At 44.9% G+C, this 14,090-nt stretch carries 15 protein-coding genes; 4 read left to right on the forward strand and 11 right to left on the reverse strand.

The window, feature by feature from the left end; genetic code table 11:
- Nucleotides 1-57 precede the first annotated feature (57 nt).
- From gcvH to M3593_RS11790, 5 genes are all read right to left on the reverse strand, one after another.
- Nucleotides 58-438 (reverse strand): glycine cleavage system protein GcvH, encoded by a 381-nt coding sequence (gcvH, locus tag M3593_RS11770; RefSeq protein WP_144478477.1) that lies wholly within the window; start codon nt 436-438, stop codon nt 58-60.
- A 53-nt stretch (nt 439-491) separates the two neighbouring features.
- On the reverse strand, nt 492-848 hold the full coding sequence (locus tag M3593_RS11775; RefSeq protein WP_144478475.1) for an arsenate reductase family protein: 357 nt from the start codon (nt 846-848) through the stop codon (nt 492-494).
- A 220-nt stretch (nt 849-1,068) separates the two neighbouring features.
- A complete protein-coding gene (locus tag M3593_RS11780; protein WP_144478473.1) occupies nt 1,069-2,853 on the reverse strand; it encodes an acyl-CoA dehydrogenase family protein in 1,785 nt (594 codons plus the stop codon).
- A 54-nt stretch (nt 2,854-2,907) separates the two neighbouring features.
- Nucleotides 2,908-4,083 (reverse strand): acetyl-CoA C-acetyltransferase, encoded by a 1,176-nt coding sequence (locus M3593_RS11785; RefSeq protein WP_251542892.1) that lies wholly within the window; start codon nt 4,081-4,083, stop codon nt 2,908-2,910.
- A 59-nt stretch (nt 4,084-4,142) separates the two neighbouring features.
- Nucleotides 4,143-6,524: a 3-hydroxyacyl-CoA dehydrogenase/enoyl-CoA hydratase family protein gene (locus M3593_RS11790; RefSeq protein ID WP_251543284.1), complete on the reverse strand. Its 2,382-nt coding sequence runs from the start codon at nt 6,522-6,524 to the stop codon at nt 4,143-4,145.
- Between the two features lie 240 nt (nt 6,525-6,764).
- Between M3593_RS11790 and M3593_RS11795 the strand changes: the two genes are divergently transcribed.
- Entirely contained in the window at nt 6,765-6,896 is a 132-nt protein-coding gene (locus M3593_RS11795; RefSeq protein WP_251542894.1) for a YuzL family protein, read from the forward strand.
- Between the two features lie 58 nt (nt 6,897-6,954).
- Here M3593_RS11795 and M3593_RS11800 read toward each other — a convergent pair whose 3' ends face one another.
- On the reverse strand, nt 6,955-7,872 hold the full coding sequence (locus M3593_RS11800; protein ID WP_251542896.1) for a proline dehydrogenase family protein: 918 nt from the start codon (nt 7,870-7,872) through the stop codon (nt 6,955-6,957).
- Between the two features lie 217 nt (nt 7,873-8,089).
- Here M3593_RS11800 and M3593_RS11805 point away from each other — a divergent pair, with 217 nt between their 5' ends.
- Nucleotides 8,090-8,374: a hypothetical protein gene (locus M3593_RS11805; RefSeq protein ID WP_251542898.1), complete on the forward strand. Its 285-nt coding sequence runs from the start codon at nt 8,090-8,092 to the stop codon at nt 8,372-8,374.
- 25 nt (nt 8,375-8,399) lie between these two features.
- Nucleotides 8,400-8,741, forward strand: a complete 342-nt coding sequence (locus M3593_RS11810) for a spore coat protein (RefSeq protein WP_251542900.1) — start codon at nt 8,400-8,402, stop codon at nt 8,739-8,741.
- A gap of 165 nt (nt 8,742-8,906) precedes the next feature.
- On the opposite strand, the gene M3593_RS11815 is transcribed toward M3593_RS11810, so the two are convergent.
- The 5 genes from M3593_RS11815 to M3593_RS11835 are packed head-to-tail and all read right to left on the reverse strand — an operon-like array spanning nt 8,907 to nt 12,819.
- Nucleotides 8,907-9,149 carry a DUF2573 family protein gene (locus M3593_RS11815; protein WP_144479004.1) on the reverse strand — a complete coding sequence of 81 codons (243 nt, stop codon included), beginning with the start codon at nt 9,147-9,149 and terminating at the stop codon, nt 8,907-8,909.
- Between the two features lie 4 nt (nt 9,150-9,153).
- Nucleotides 9,154-9,927, reverse strand: a complete 774-nt coding sequence (locus M3593_RS11820) for an IucA/IucC family C-terminal-domain containing protein (protein ID WP_144478461.1) — start codon at nt 9,925-9,927, stop codon at nt 9,154-9,156.
- Nucleotides 9,924-10,745: an ABC transporter ATP-binding protein gene (locus M3593_RS11825; protein WP_144478459.1), complete on the reverse strand. Its 822-nt coding sequence runs from the start codon at nt 10,743-10,745 to the stop codon at nt 9,924-9,926. Before M3593_RS11825 ends, M3593_RS11820 begins: the two co-directional genes overlap by 4 nt.
- A 17-nt stretch (nt 10,746-10,762) precedes the next feature.
- Nucleotides 10,763-11,818 carry a FecCD family ABC transporter permease gene (locus tag M3593_RS11830; RefSeq protein ID WP_144478456.1) on the reverse strand — a complete coding sequence of 352 codons (1,056 nt, stop codon included), beginning with the start codon at nt 11,816-11,818 and terminating at the stop codon, nt 10,763-10,765.
- Nucleotides 11,815-12,819, reverse strand: coding sequence for a FecCD family ABC transporter permease (locus M3593_RS11835; protein ID WP_144478455.1), 1,005 nt, complete (start codon nt 12,817-12,819; stop codon nt 11,815-11,817). The genes M3593_RS11830 and M3593_RS11835 overlap by 4 nt, the downstream gene beginning before the upstream one ends.
- 241 nt (nt 12,820-13,060) lie before the next feature.
- On the opposite strand from M3593_RS11835, the gene M3593_RS11840 reads away from it, so the two are divergent.
- Entirely contained in the window at nt 13,061-14,023 is a 963-nt protein-coding gene (locus M3593_RS11840) for an ABC transporter substrate-binding protein (RefSeq protein ID WP_144478453.1), read from the forward strand.
- Nucleotides 14,024-14,090 lie beyond the last annotated feature (67 nt).

Here is a 14,090-nt window from a genome sequence, read left to right on the forward strand (position 1 = left end):
GGAGATTTACATGGGGGAAATGAAAAACGCCTTGAAGGTTCAAGGCGTCGGCAAATCTTATTCTTTGATCATTTCTTCGTATTGTTCTGGTGTCATAAGCTTTTCTACTTCACTGCTGTCTGTGAGTTCAACTGTAATCATCCATGCTTTTTCATAAGGAGATTCGTTAACGAATTCAGGGCTGTCGTTCAGTTCTTCGTTGATTTCAACAACCTTGCCGCTCACTGGTGCATATAGCTCAGATACGGTCTTAACTGATTCAACGCTTCCGAAAGGCTGGTCCAAAGTGATTTCGTCTCCCACTTCTGGAAGTTCGACGAAAACGATGTCACCAAGCTCGGATTGAGCGAAATCAGTAATGCCCACGCGAACCTTTTCTCCTTCAACTTTTACCCATTCGTGTTCTGCAGAATAACGTAAATCTTTTGGTGTATTCATTGACTATCCCTCCAATTGTATATCTCTATCGATTAATATCGATGGGACCAAAATTACAGCCATGCTTTTTCATACTCATCTTCTTTGAAACCTACGGTCACTTTTTCGCCATCTGTCATCAGCGGGCGTTTGATGAGCATACCATCAGATGCCAGCAGTTCCACTAATTCATTTCTGGATGCCGTCTTGATTTTGTCTTTCAATCCAAGCTCACGGTACTTTTGACCGCTCGTGTTAAAAAACTTCTTGATCTCGAGGCCGCTTTTCTCAAGCATTTCTTCCAGCTGTGACTGGGTTGGCGGATTTTCAACAATATGTACTTCGTTATAGGCAACTTCATGCTGGTCCAGCCATTTCTTCGCATTCCTGCACGTACCACATTTAGGGTACCAATAAAAAGTTTTTTCCATGATTTCACCACCCCTTTGCTAGTATCCCATAGATTAAACCCTCTAAACGGATAGTAACATATTATTGAGGTGAAATACTATCATTCAGTGCCTGATCAACCCTTTAATTTTAACATCCTTTTATTAAATTCAACAATGTTTGCAAAAATCCTGCCATTTTAAAAAGATTAGCAAAAACACTCCTCCCGGAATGGAGAGGAGTGTTCGGCAAAATCAGTTTTTAAACGATAAAGCGTTCTGCATCGATTAGCTTTTCAGCTGCTTCACGCTTCTTCGCGATAACGTTGATTGGAGTGTGTCTTGTGAACTTGCGCAATGCGGAAGTCAGCATGCGAAGTGCGTCGCCTTCTTCTGTAGCCACAAGCGTTTCCTTAGCGTCACGCTCGATTTCATTGAATGCTTCCTGGCAGAAGATTTGAGTGTAAAGAAGCTTTTGCTTGCTCTTCTCTACTCCATCTTTTGCGATTGCCTTTTCTGTACGAAGAACAGCAGACTCCATTGAATACGCATTTGAGATGATATCTGCGATATTAACGAGGATTTCCTGTTCTTTTTCCAAGGCTTTGCCGAACTTCTGTGCAGCCAATCCAGCTGCAAGCAAGCCAATTTTCTTGGCGTTCTTCACAAGATATTTCTCCTGTGCCAGCGGCTCATCGCCTGGTTCTTCAGGCATCAGCATCATCAATTCTTCCTGAAGCTGCTGAGCTTTTTGCAATAATGGAAGCTCGCCTTTCATTGCCTTACGCAGGAATGTTCCCGGTACAAGAAGGCGGTTGATTTCATTTGTTCCTTCAAAAATACGGTTGATCCTTGAATCACGGTAAGCTCTTTCGATTTCATACTCTTGCATGAAGCCGTATCCACCGTGGATCTGGACGCCTTCATCAACTACATAATCAAGTGTCTCGGTTGCGAACACTTTATTCATTGAACACTCAATTGCATACTCAGCAATTGAATCTGCAACTGCTTTGCCGTTGTTGATTTCTTCTTCTGACAGCTGGTTCATTCTTTCCTCGAACAACCCTACTGTACGGTATACAGAGCTTTCAGATGCATAGATTTTGGAAGCCATTGTCGCAAGCTTCTCTTTTGTAAGGTTGAACTGGGAAATAGGTGTCTTGAACTGCTGGCGCTGGTTCGCATATTTTACTGTCAGACCGAATGCTTGTTTAGCTCCGCCAGTTGCGCCTACTCCCAACTTATAACGGCCGATGTTCAGGATATTGAAGGCGATAAGATGGCCTTTTCCTGCTTCACCAAGAAGGTTTTCCACAGGTACTTGAGCATCTTCAAGAATCAAGGTACGTGTTGAAGAGCTCTTGATTCCCATTTTCTTTTCTTCTGCGCCTACTGATACGCCTGGATATTCTCTTTCAACGATGAAAGCTGTGAATTGTTCGCCGTCGATTTTTGCATAGACAACGAATACATCCGCAAAGCCAGCGTTTGTAATCCATTGTTTTTCCCCGTTAAGGACATAGTGAGTGCCTTCAGCATTAAGCTTAGCTGTTGTCTTTGCACCCAATGCGTCTGATCCTGAACCTGGCTCAGTAAGTGCATAGGCTGCAAGCTTTTCACCAGTTGCCAGTACAGGAAGATATTTTTGCTTCTGTTCTTCATTACCGAAAAGAACGATTGGCAATGACCCAATTCCTACGTGTGCACCGTGGGAGATTGAGAAGCCGCCTGCAACTGCCATCTTCTCAGCGATCAAAGCTGAGCTGACTTTATCAAGGCTCAAGCCGCCATACTCTTCAGGAACGTCCGCTCCAAGGAGACCAAGCTCTCCAGCTTCCTTCAATAGTTTTACAGTACGGTCGAACTCATGCTGCTCGATATATTCAACCTGAGGCAACACTTCGTTTGTTACGAAATCCTCAGTGGTTTTGGCAATCATTTTGTGCTCATCTGTGTAATCCTCTGGAGTAAAAACATGGTCATATGATACATCTTCGATTAAGAAGCTTCCGCCTTTTACAAGCTTTTCTGTTTGGTTACCCATTTAATGTTCCTCCTATCCATTTTGGGGAGGGGTCCAACCCCTCCAATTTTTATTCTATAAAAGCTCAAAAACTCCAGCTGCTCCCATGCCACCGCCGATACACATCGTGACGACACCGAATTGCTCATTTCTGCGTATCATTTCGTGGATTACTGTCAAAGTCAATTTTGCGCCAGTTGTTCCCAGCGGGTGGCCCAATGCGATCGCTCCGCCGTTGACATTGACCTTCTCCTCATCAAGACCCAGCTCACGGATGACCTGGATGGATTGGGAAGCAAATGCTTCGTTCAGTTCGAAGACACCAATGTCAGATACCTGCAGTCCAGCAAGCTTCAATGCTTTTGGAATTGCCACGACAGGACCGATTCCCATGATTTCAGGCGGCACTCCGCCAAGTGCGAATGAACGGAATTTAGCAAGTGGTTTCAATCCTAGTGATTCAGCCTTTTCACGGTCCATGACCATGACAGCCGCTGCTCCGTCACTTGTCTGAGAGGAGTTCCCTGCAGTGACTGTGCCGTTGATATTGAATGCCGGACGCAGTTTCGCAAGAGTTTCCATGTTCGTATCAGGGCGTACACCTTCATCATGTTTGAATTGGATTGTCTTTTCGACAAGCTTATTGTCTTTTCCTACGGTACGGAGGGTTACATCGACAGGAACGATTTCATCCTCAAATTTGCCTTCCTGGATTGCTTTTGCCGCGCGCTGATGGCTTCTTACTGCAAAAGCATCCTGGTCTTCACGGGAAATTCCGTATTTCTTTGCTACTTCTTCAGCAGTATGGCCCATTCCCATATAATATTGCGGAGCTGTTTCAGCAAGCTTCGAGTTTGGACGGACGACATGGCCCATCATCGGCACCAGGCTCATTGATTCCGCACCGCCGGCAATGATTGTGTCTGCATGGCCAAGCATGATGCGCTCGGATGCATTCGCAATCGCCTGCAGTCCTGATGAGCAATAACGGTTGATGGTGATCGCCGGCACTTCATGTGACAATCCAGCTAAGGCACCGATATTACGCGCCATATTCAATCCTTGCTCTGCTTCTGGCATAGCACAGCCGATGATCAAATCATCAATATTCCCTTCATAATTGCCTGCACGCTTTAGAGTTTCTCTTACTACAAGAGCTCCAAGATCATCAGGCCGGACGTTAGCAAGAGTTCCTTTTTTCGCTTTTCCGACCGGTGTCCGTGCTCCGGCTACGATTACCGCTTCTCTCATCTCATTCCCTCTCTTTCCTTGGATGTTAAAATATATTTCACTGTCAAACTATCAATCTATTAATTGCGCAACGGTTTTCCTTTTACGAGCATATGCTGCATGCGCTGCTGTGATTTCGGTTCTGCCACCAGACTCAGGAACGCTTCCCTTTCAAGATCAAGCAAGTATTGCTCATCGACTTCGGTTCCGTACGGCACTTTTCCGCCGGAGATGACATACGCGAGCTTCTTTGCGATCTTCAGGTCATGTTCTGAAATGTATCCGGACAGGTGCATCGTTTGAGCACCCAGCAGCAGGGTTGCATATCCCGGCTCACCAGTTACAGGTACTTTCTTTCTTACCGGTGCTTTATAACCGGTTTCATATAAATTCAATGCAGCCTGTTTCGCATCGTATAATAAGTGATCGCTATTGACACTGATGCCGTCTGCTTCATTCAGGAAGTTATTTTCACGAGCTTCCTCTCCTGAAGTGGAGACCTTAGCCATCGCAATTGTTTCAAATACCTTATTCGCAACCTTTTGAAGATCAAAATCGACGCCTTTTGGCAGGCCTTCAAGGTGCTTGATATAAAGCTCCTTGTTTCCGCCTCCGCCAGGGATGAGGCCAACTCCCGCTTCAACAAGTCCCATGTATGTTTCCATGGACGCCTGGATATGCGCGGCCGGCAAGCACATTTCGGCTCCGCCTCCGAGCGTCATTCCGAACGGAGCAGCAACAATCGGCTTGGAGCTGTATTTGATTTTCATCGTCGTCTGCTGGAACTGGCGAACGACCATATCAAGGTCCCAAATGTTATCGTCCTGTGCTTCCATCAGGATCATCGCCAGATTAGCTCCAACAGAGAAGTTTTTGCCCTGGTTGCCGATGACAAGTCCTTTGTAATTCTTTTCTACTTCATCGATTGCGAAATTGATCATCTGGAGGATATCAGGTCCAATCGAATTGCTGTGTGAATGGAACTCCAGCAATGCGATGCCATCGCCAAGGTCGATCAGGCTTGCGCCGCCATTCTTTTTAATGACACCATTTTGCTTCTTTAAAAGCTTCAGGTTGATTGACTTTGGGTTTTCCTCAACAGTTACGTATTCACCATTGTTGTAATAGCTCAGTCTGCCATCCTCTTCCTTATAGAAAGAAGTAAAGCCTTTTTCGACCATTTCTTTAACCCATGCAGGAACAGTCTTACCTTCAGACTCCATTTTACTGACTGCTTTTTCGACACCCAGTGCATCCCATGCTTCGAAAGGTCCCATTTCCCAGCCGAATCCCCACTTCATCGCACGGTCAATCGCAACGATATCGTCAGCAATCGTACCGAGCAAATCAGCTGAGTAAACAAGCACTGGACTGAAGATATTCCATAAAAGCTCTCCAGCACGGTCCTTAGCATAAACAAGCGCTTTCATTTTATTGGCAAGGCCTTTTTCTTGCTTAGCCATTTCTGTAGAGGCTGTTTTCAGTTTCTTGCGCGTTCCGTACTCCAATGTCTGCGGATCCAGTTCCAGGATTTCCTTGCCCTGCTTCAGGAAGAATCCCTGTCCTGACTTGCTTCCAAGCCAGCCGTTCTCAAGCATCTTCTTCATGAATCCAGGTACTTCAAAGACTTCCTTCTCTTCACCTTCAACCTGGTCGTACACGTTTTTCGCAACATGCGCGAAAGTATCGAGACCAACTACATCAAGTGTGCGGAATGTTGCGCTCTTAGGACGGCCAATCATTGGACCAGTCACTGAGTCAACCTCACCTACACTGTATCCGCCTTTGACCATTTCCCTTACTGTCACAAGCAATCCGTAAGTGCCGATTCGGTTGGCGATGAAGTTAGGCGTATCCTTTGCTTCTACAACACCTTTACCAAGCTGGTCTTCACCGAACGCCTTCATGAAAGAAAGGACTTCAGGATCCGTATCTTTGGTAGGAATCACTTCAAGCAGCTTCAAGTAACGAGGCGGGTTGAAGAAGTGAGTGCCAAGGAAATGCTTCCTGAAATCTTCGGACCTCCCTTCAGCCATTGCCTCTACAGAAATTCCCGAAGTGTTGGAACTGATGATGCTTCCCTGCTTGCGGTATTTATCTACATCCGTAAAAACTTTCTTTTTAATATCAAGGTTTTCAACGACTACTTCGATTACCCAGTCTACATCCTTGAGTTTTTCCATATCATCTTCAAAGTTGCCCGCTTCAATTAGAGCAAGATTCTTTTTGGAGGCCAAAGGTGCCGGTTTTTGCTTCAATAACTTCTGCAGTGATCCTGCACTGATTCGGTTGCGCACCTGCTTATCTTCAAGTGTCAGGCCTTTCACTTTTTCCTGTTCCGTTAATTCCCGAGGTACAATGTCCAGCAGCAATGTCGGAATCCCGATGTTGGCCAGATGTGCGGCAATTCCTGATCCCATGACACCTGAACCAAGCACCGCTGCCTTTTGAATTTGTCGCATCAAATTTGTCTCCCCCTTTGACTCTTTTTGAATGAATACTCATTCATTTTTGCACCAAAAAAAATATGCATATAAATGAGCTCTGTTAATTACTACTATAAAATATTTAAAAAATTTCCGCAATAATAAGGTGCGGAAAAAATAAAATTTTTTGAATCTTTAATCCATATGCTTATTCTTAAACACTTGGGCAATCTATAAAAGCGTTACTTTTATCACTTAAAACACGGAGGTATGATTATGGCAAGAATGAAAAAAGATCCGTCCAAAGCTGGTGTAAGTGCAGCAAGCGTCAAAGGCGATGCAGGCCCGTCAATGAGTAAGGGCGGAGAAAGAAAGCAGAACAGCCAGAACAGCCAATATAAAAAATAGCCGGACCAGCTCGACCCAAATAAAAACAAGGCTGACAAGTTTGTCAGCCTGCTGCTCATTATTTCTTCAGCATTCCTTTTAAAACAAATGCTACGTTTGCCGGGCGTTCTGCAAGGCGGCGCATGAAATAACCGTACCAGTCTGTTCCGAAAGGCACATAAACGCGCATTGTATAGCCTTCTTCAGCAAGCTGGAGCTGTCTTTCCGGCATGATCCCGAACAGCATCTGGAATTCGAACTGGGTTTTCGGGATATTGTTCGCCTTCGCGAATTCCTTCGTGAAATTGATGATATTGTCATCATGTGAGGCAACTGCTGTATAATTTCCATTCAGCATATGCATCTTGATGATTTTCTTGAAGTTCTCATCTACATCCTTCTTCTCAGGGAAAGCTACTTCCGGAGACTCTTTGTAAGCTCCCTTCACAAGACGGAGATTTGGTGAGTATTGATTTAAATCCTCGATATCCTTTTCTGTCCTGTATAGATATGCCTGGATGACGGTTCCGATATTATCGTACTCAGACTTCAGCTGTCTGAAAATATCCAGCGTCTTCTGGCAGCGCTCGTAGTCCTCCATATCAATAGTCACGAATACATTATTCTCCTTGGCAGTATCCATGATTCGGCGCATATTGTTCATGACTACTTTCTCAGAGATGTCAAAGCCAAGTGAAGTCATTTTAACGCTCATCTGGGCATTTAATTTTTCTCGGCCAATCGCTATGATCATCGCAATTGAACTTTCCGCTCTCTCGTTCGCTTCTCGTTCATTGTCAACGAATTCGCCAAGATAGTCGACAGTTGCCGCAAGCTTCTTGCTATTCAGTTCCTTGATGACTGCCACTGCCTGCTCGACACTTTCCCCTGATACGAAGCGTTTCGCTCCTAAACGCAGGCCATACTTTTTCGCCATTTTGGTGAAAAATTTATTTTTTGATAGAAAAAGAAAAAAGTTCCTCATTAGTTGTTCCATAGCTTTTCCTCCCCTTAGTGAAAACGATTACATTACCCTTTAAAAAAATTGCTTCATCTATATCTATTTTGCAAAATCATTTTATCACTTTTTGAGAACTTTGAATATTACTTTCGTAGAAAAATGTTCTTTTTTGGCGAATCTTGACCTGCATACTTTATTTCGGCGCGGGAACGATAATATCCGTAGGAATGATCAAAAAACAGGAGGTTCTATTATGCAGCAGCAAAACATGAATTTTCAAAGCCAGCAGCAAGGGATCATGCAGACGCCGCCATCCGTTGTATCCACTAAGGATTCCCTATACTTAACCGATATGCTTTCATGGAATTTACTTGCCATGAAAAAAGCACATTTCTTTGCACAGCAATGCCAGGATCAGGAACTGAAGATGGAAATCGAAAAGTGCGGCCAAATGCACCAGAAACATTACGAGAAAATCCTTACGCACCTGAACAGCCCGCAAAACCAGGCATATTCCCAAACGCCAGGAATGCAATAATCTAACCAGACAGGAGGAAAAGCGGATGAACCAGAATCAGCAGAAAATCCAAAATCCAGAAACACAGGTGCAGAAGACACCACAAATGAATGAGCGTGATTTCATCAATGATATTTTAACGACAGAAAAATACATGACTGACGCTTACACACAGGCACTCCATGAAGCGAGCCACGATCAGCTGTTCCAGGATGTACTTGCAATCTACACAGAAACAGCAAACGCACAGCGCAGCCTTTACAACTTGATGTTCAAAAAGGGCTGGTACGCAGTCGAAGCGGCGGACGCGCAAAAGCTGCAGCAATCACACCAGCAATTCCAGGGGTATACGAATCAATTTCCTTATGGCGGACAGCAGCTTCAGTAATTCCATATGTGTTTCTCACCGAACCGGGCACAACGTCCGGTTCTTATTTTGTTTTTTCGTGCTAAAAAATGACTTTCCTCTTTCCTTTTCACCTTCAATTGGATATTGAAACTCAAGAAGGCCTTTTCCTTATAATAAACCACCTCGCTTAGAGATGGCCCTTGGTTATTTCTGGCGGTTTCGCTCATTCATTTCTTTGATTTCCGCGATCACATTCTTGATCTGCTCCTTTGCCTCTGGATATTCCGCATTCCAATGTTTAGCCAGAGGCGGCATTGACTTGGCGATATGACCGTACAAAATCCACGTTTTTACCTTTTCGATATTTTCAGCTGAGGCTTCGCCAACCAGAAGTTCAGTATACTTTTCCAGCAATCCGTTGATTTGTTCATTCATATTATTCTCCATCATCCTACTCCTTTTTTCCTCCGCCGCATGTGCGGGGACAAGTTTTGCAGAAATCGCCTTTTCCCTTTAGCCTGTAGCTGTAACAGCAGGTTTCTCGTACCCTGATATAAGAATCTGTTACTTCTTGATAGATTGGTTTAGTGTAATATCTTGCAATCGGGTTTTTGTGATACCTTCCGAATAGTCTGCCGGGAGCTGACTCAACCAAAAAAGCAAAGTCCTCTGCTGCCTTCACCCTTACATCTGGGTCACCGGATTCATTCAGGATTTTTTCATAAAGCCAAAAGATATAGACCGCAACATTTTCCCACAGCACCAATTTTGAGATTTTCGCAGATTTTGAGATGGCATCCATGACAGGAAACAGATTGTCGACAAATAAGTGCCTTACTGCTTCCATCCGCCACACTTCCCGTTCCTCGTCCGGACACACATCGGCAATTTTGCTTTTCAGATAAAACTCTGGAAGCCAAAGGCCATCTTTGATAGCATCAGCAAGGATAATATTCTCAGGTGAAACATCAAGCTTTTTGTTAAAAGCGGTCATTGAATATAAGTATAGAACTGCCAGGAAGGCATGTCTTTTCATGAATACTGAAGCAGCCGTTTTCGCATCCGGTGCCTTCAATCCCTCATTGAACCTATCCAGATAAGCTCCCATCATTGATTCATCCATGAATGGCTTGAATTCAATTTGGACCTCCTTATCAGGTTCAGAAACGACAAATCGGTAGTTGGCGAGAATACCGCTTTCCTTTGCTGTCAACTCCGCGTTCATATTGGCGCACCCACATTATCCCTGAGTATGCGGCGGCCTTTACCATGTGGAATGCATAATGGCGTACCGAATAGCGGATCAATCGTCACTTCGCAATCCATTCCGAAAACATGCTTCACAAGACCGCAATTAATAACAATTTCCGGTTTTCCCTGGTCAAAAATCTTCTGGTCTTTGATTGCCACAATATTGTGGGCATACCTGCATGCCAGGTTCAGGTCATGCAAAACCATGACAATCGTTCTGCCTTCATTTTCATTCAACTCATAAAGCAAATCAAGAATGTCGATTTGATGGGTCATGTCCAAATACGTCGTTGGTTCGTCGAGAAGGATGATATCAGTGTCCTGGGCCAGGGTCATCGCAATCCAGGCACGCTGTCGCTGTCCTCCGGACAATGAATCGACTGTCCGATCTTTAAGATGGTTGATGCCTGTTGCCTTCAACGCATTCTCAACACTTTTTTCATCTTCTTCAGACCATTGCTTCAGCCATGTCTGGTATGGATATCTTCCCTGTTTCACAAGCTGCAGGACCGTTAATCCTTCCGGCGAGGAAGGAGATTGCGGAAGGATTGCCATTTTGCGGGCAACTTCCTTTGTTGACAGCTTTGCAATCGATTCGCCTTCAAGCAGAATTGATCCATCCCGAGGCTTGAGCAGTCTCGCGATCGAGCGAAGCAAAGTCGACTTGCCGCAGCCATTCCCTCCTATAAAAACAGTAATCTCGCCTTTGGGAATTTGAAGGTCTAACTCATTTATGATGATCGAATCTCCATAGGAGAGAGTCAGTTTTTCTGTTTCAATTGCCTGGGCCATGTCGGTTCCCCCTTCTGTTAAGAATTTCGTGTCTTGAATAACAGGTAAATAAAATATGGCGCTCCTATGCCTGCGGTGAAAACGCCCGCGGGGACTTCCAATGGCGAAAACATCGTCCGCCCTATCAAATCAGCAAGCATGACAAGAATGCCGCCAATTAAAGCAGATACTGGCAAAAGCGCTCCGAATGCAGAACCGACAAGCCTTCTGGCCATATGTGGTGCCATCAGGCCGACGAAACCAATTCCACCGGCAAAAGCAACTGAGCTGGCTATAAGCGCGGTGCTGACCAGCAAAAGCGCAAAACGCTGACGCTGGACATGTCCCCCGACACCAGTAGCGATATCTTCCCCTAGTTCCTGTACATTTACCTTTCTGGCAAGAATGAAGGAAATCAAAAGCATGATGATTGTCCATGGTACGAGCACAGCTACATTTCCCCATGTTGAGCCATATACCGTACCGGTAATCCAGATGTTCGCCTGGCTGGCCCTGTAAATTGGCCCCATTATCATCATTAGTGTAGTCAAAGCCTGCATCATCGCGGAAATACCGATACCAATCAAGACGAGGCGAATAGGCGAAACACCATTTTTCCAGGAAAGAAAATAAACGAGGAAGGCTACGATCGCAGCACCAGCAAACGCGGCAACCGGCATCCATTCTATACTTACTGTCAAAGCATTATTGTCATCACTGAAAATAGCTAAAAATCCGACTACTGCCACCGATGCTCCCCCGGTGATCCCCAAAATATCAGGTGAAGCAAGCGGATTTCGGATCATGCCCTGCAGAAGTCCTCCGGCAACAGCCAGGCTGATTCCAACCATTAGCGCTACGATTATTCTCGGAAGACGGAAGGATTGCACAACCAATCTCTCCATATCGCTTCCCCCGCCAAAAAACACAGCAAGCACTCTTAGCGGGCTTATTTCCATATCGCCCAATCCAGTACTGATGACAAAGACAGCAAAAGCCGTAACAAGCAGGCCAATCATAACAGCTGCGGCTTTTTTATCGATTAAAAAGGATACTCTATCCTTGAAAAATCTTAAGCTTTTAAACTGGCTCATTTTCCGTTGAACCCCTTTCTCGCGATATAAATGAAAAATGGAGTTCCGATCATCGCGGTCATCACACCTACCGGGATTTCCTGCGGCATTAACACATATCGGGCAGCGATATCCGCCGCCAACAGCAGCATCCCGCCGAAGATCGCCGAGAAAGGAATGACCCAGCGGTGATCAATGCCAACTACTGCCCTTGTCAAATGCGGGATTACAATACCGAGGAACCCAATTGGACCAGCCACAGCCACAGCGCCACCGGATAAGAGGACTATGATCACGCCCGCGCCCAGCTTTACAAATCCGGTATTCAAACCAAGCCCCTTGGCCACATCTTCCCCCATTGACAGTACATTCATTTTCGTGGAAATCAGAATGGCTGCGATCCAGCCAATCGCCAGATATGGGAGGACACCGATGAGTGTTTCCAGCTTACGTCCCTGCACAGAGCCCGCAAGCCAGTAAAGCACCTGTTCGAGTGCTGCTTCATCCAACACGAGCAAACCCTGTGTGAACGATGAAAACATCGCGCTCATCGCAGCGCCGGCAAGTGTCAATTTCATGGGTGTCAATCCTTCACGTCCTGCTGACCCGATTACATAGACGCTGATTGCAGCAAGAGCAGCACCTAAAAAGGAAATCCACGCGAAAGCCTGGAGGCTGCCGACTGAAAAAATCGTCACCGCCACTACCACCGCGAACCCAGCACCTGCATTCACTCCAAATATGCCAGGCGATGCAAGCGGGTTTTTCGTCAATGTCTGCATCAGGACACCCGCGATCGCCAGGCTTGCTCCCACTGCTGCGGCAATCAGCGCACGCGGCAGCCGGACAGATTGAATGATGATATGTTCATTTGATCCGTCATATTTAGTGAAGGCATCGAAAGCAGTTCCCCATGAAGTATCGGTATATCCGTAAACGATGCTTGCACATATTAAAAAAAATATAAAGATGATGGCGGCCAGGAGCCCTGCCAATCTGTGAGCATTGGTTTTCAGCAGCATAATGATTTAACCTTTCTTGTTTACAATGTGGCTTTTTTAAATTAAGTTAGTTGCTTATATTGTTTATTTACTGTACGTGAAATTAGCACTCTTTTCACCATTTGACGAAACATATTCACAAAATTGTCAATGATGATGAAAATCATTATCAATTAGTATTGACAATGTCTCCTCTTGCATTTTATCATAAAGAGGCAGTAATTGAAAATGATTATCAATACCAACACAGGAGGAAATACATATGAAAGTTACCAAACACTTGCTGGTTCTTATCAGCATTTTCACCATCCTGCTTTTGGCAGCATGCGGGACAGATGAGGATCAGGCGAAGGATATAGCTGAAAAGCCTAAAGAAAAAGAAGAAAGCTATACAGTGGAACACGCTATGGGTACAACAACCCTGGAAAAGAGTCCTGAAAAGGTTGTCATCCTGACAAATGAAGGAACGGAAGCACTTCTTGCACTTGGAGTCACACCTGTGGGAGCGGTCCAGTCATGGACAGGAGATCCATGGTATGACCATATTGCAGAGGATATGAAAGATGTAAAAGTCGTTGGCGTTGAAAGCCAGGTTAACGTAGAAGCAATTGCTGCGCTTCAGCCTGATTTGATCATTGGGAATAAGATGCGCCAGGAAGATATTTATGAACAGCTTAAAGCAATCGCACCTACCGTTTTTGCTGAAGATCTTCGCGGAAACTGGAAAAACAACTTTGAACTTTATGCAAAAGCCGTGAACAAAGAGGAAAAAGGCAAGGAAGTACTAGCTGCCTATGACAAGCGCATTGAAGATTTAAAAGAAAAGCTTGGAGATAAAATAAACACTGAAGTATCAATGGTCCGTTTTATGGCCGGCGATGTTCGTATTTACCACAAGGATTCATTCTCAGGAGTGATTCTTGAACAAATTGGCCTGGCCCGTCCAGAAAGCCAGGACCAAGAAGACTTTGCTGAAAAAGGCGTAACGAAGGAAAGAATTCCGGCAATGGACGGAGATATCCTGTTCTACTTCACATATGATGAAGGTGACGGCAAAGCAACTGAAGTCGAAAAAGAATGGATCGAGGATCCGTTATTCCAAAACCTAGAGGCAGCAAAAAAAGGTGAAGTATATAAAGTAGATGATGCCATCTGGAATACAGCAGGCGGAGTCAAGGCTGCCAACCTGATGCTTGATGATCTTGAAAAACATATGTTGAAATAAAATCCCCCCAAGATTTTATTTTTACTAATTCCCTCCCCATATATATATAAAGCAGAAAACCCGCAAA

Origin of the sequence: Mesobacillus sp. MER 48, from assembly GCF_023714225.1 — a bacterium.
GTDB classification, from domain to species: domain Bacteria; phylum Bacillota; class Bacilli; order Bacillales; family Cytobacillaceae; genus Mesobacillus; species Mesobacillus oceanisediminis_A.

What these genes read in the sequence shown, in the direction of transcription:
- gcvH (WP_144478477.1), bottom strand. Translation starts at nt 438, where the DNA reads ATGAATACACCAAAAGATTTACGTTATTCTGCAGAACACGAATGGGTA.
- M3593_RS11775 (WP_144478475.1), bottom strand. Translation starts at nt 848, where the DNA reads ATGGAAAAAACTTTTTATTGGTACCCTAAATGTGGTACGTGCAGGAAT.
- M3593_RS11780 (WP_144478473.1), bottom strand. Translation starts at nt 2,853, where the DNA reads ATGGGTAACCAAACAGAAAAGCTTGTAAAAGGCGGAAGCTTCTTAATC.
- M3593_RS11785 (WP_251542892.1), bottom strand. Translation starts at nt 4,083, where the DNA reads ATGAGAGAAGCGGTAATCGTAGCCGGAGCACGGACACCGGTCGGAAAA.
- M3593_RS11790 (WP_251543284.1), bottom strand. Translation starts at nt 6,524, where the DNA reads ATGCGACAAATTCAAAAGGCAGCGGTGCTTGGTTCAGGTGTCATGGGA.
- M3593_RS11795 (WP_251542894.1), top strand. Translation starts at nt 6,765, where the DNA reads ATGGCAAGAATGAAAAAAGATCCGTCCAAAGCTGGTGTAAGTGCAGCA.
- M3593_RS11800 (WP_251542896.1), bottom strand. Translation starts at nt 7,872, where the DNA reads ATGGAACAACTAATGAGGAACTTTTTTCTTTTTCTATCAAAAAATAAA.
- M3593_RS11805 (WP_251542898.1), top strand. Translation starts at nt 8,090, where the DNA reads ATGCAGCAGCAAAACATGAATTTTCAAAGCCAGCAGCAAGGGATCATG.
- M3593_RS11810 (WP_251542900.1), top strand. Translation starts at nt 8,400, where the DNA reads ATGAACCAGAATCAGCAGAAAATCCAAAATCCAGAAACACAGGTGCAG.
- M3593_RS11815 (WP_144479004.1), bottom strand. Translation starts at nt 9,149, where the DNA reads ATGGAGAATAATATGAATGAACAAATCAACGGATTGCTGGAAAAGTAT.
- M3593_RS11820 (WP_144478461.1), bottom strand. Translation starts at nt 9,927, where the DNA reads ATGAACGCGGAGTTGACAGCAAAGGAAAGCGGTATTCTCGCCAACTAC.
- M3593_RS11825 (WP_144478459.1), bottom strand. Translation starts at nt 10,745, where the DNA reads ATGGCCCAGGCAATTGAAACAGAAAAACTGACTCTCTCCTATGGAGAT.
- M3593_RS11830 (WP_144478456.1), bottom strand. Translation starts at nt 11,818, where the DNA reads ATGAGCCAGTTTAAAAGCTTAAGATTTTTCAAGGATAGAGTATCCTTT.
- M3593_RS11835 (WP_144478455.1), bottom strand. Translation starts at nt 12,819, where the DNA reads ATGCTGCTGAAAACCAATGCTCACAGATTGGCAGGGCTCCTGGCCGCC.
- M3593_RS11840 (WP_144478453.1), top strand. Translation starts at nt 13,061, where the DNA reads ATGAAAGTTACCAAACACTTGCTGGTTCTTATCAGCATTTTCACCATC.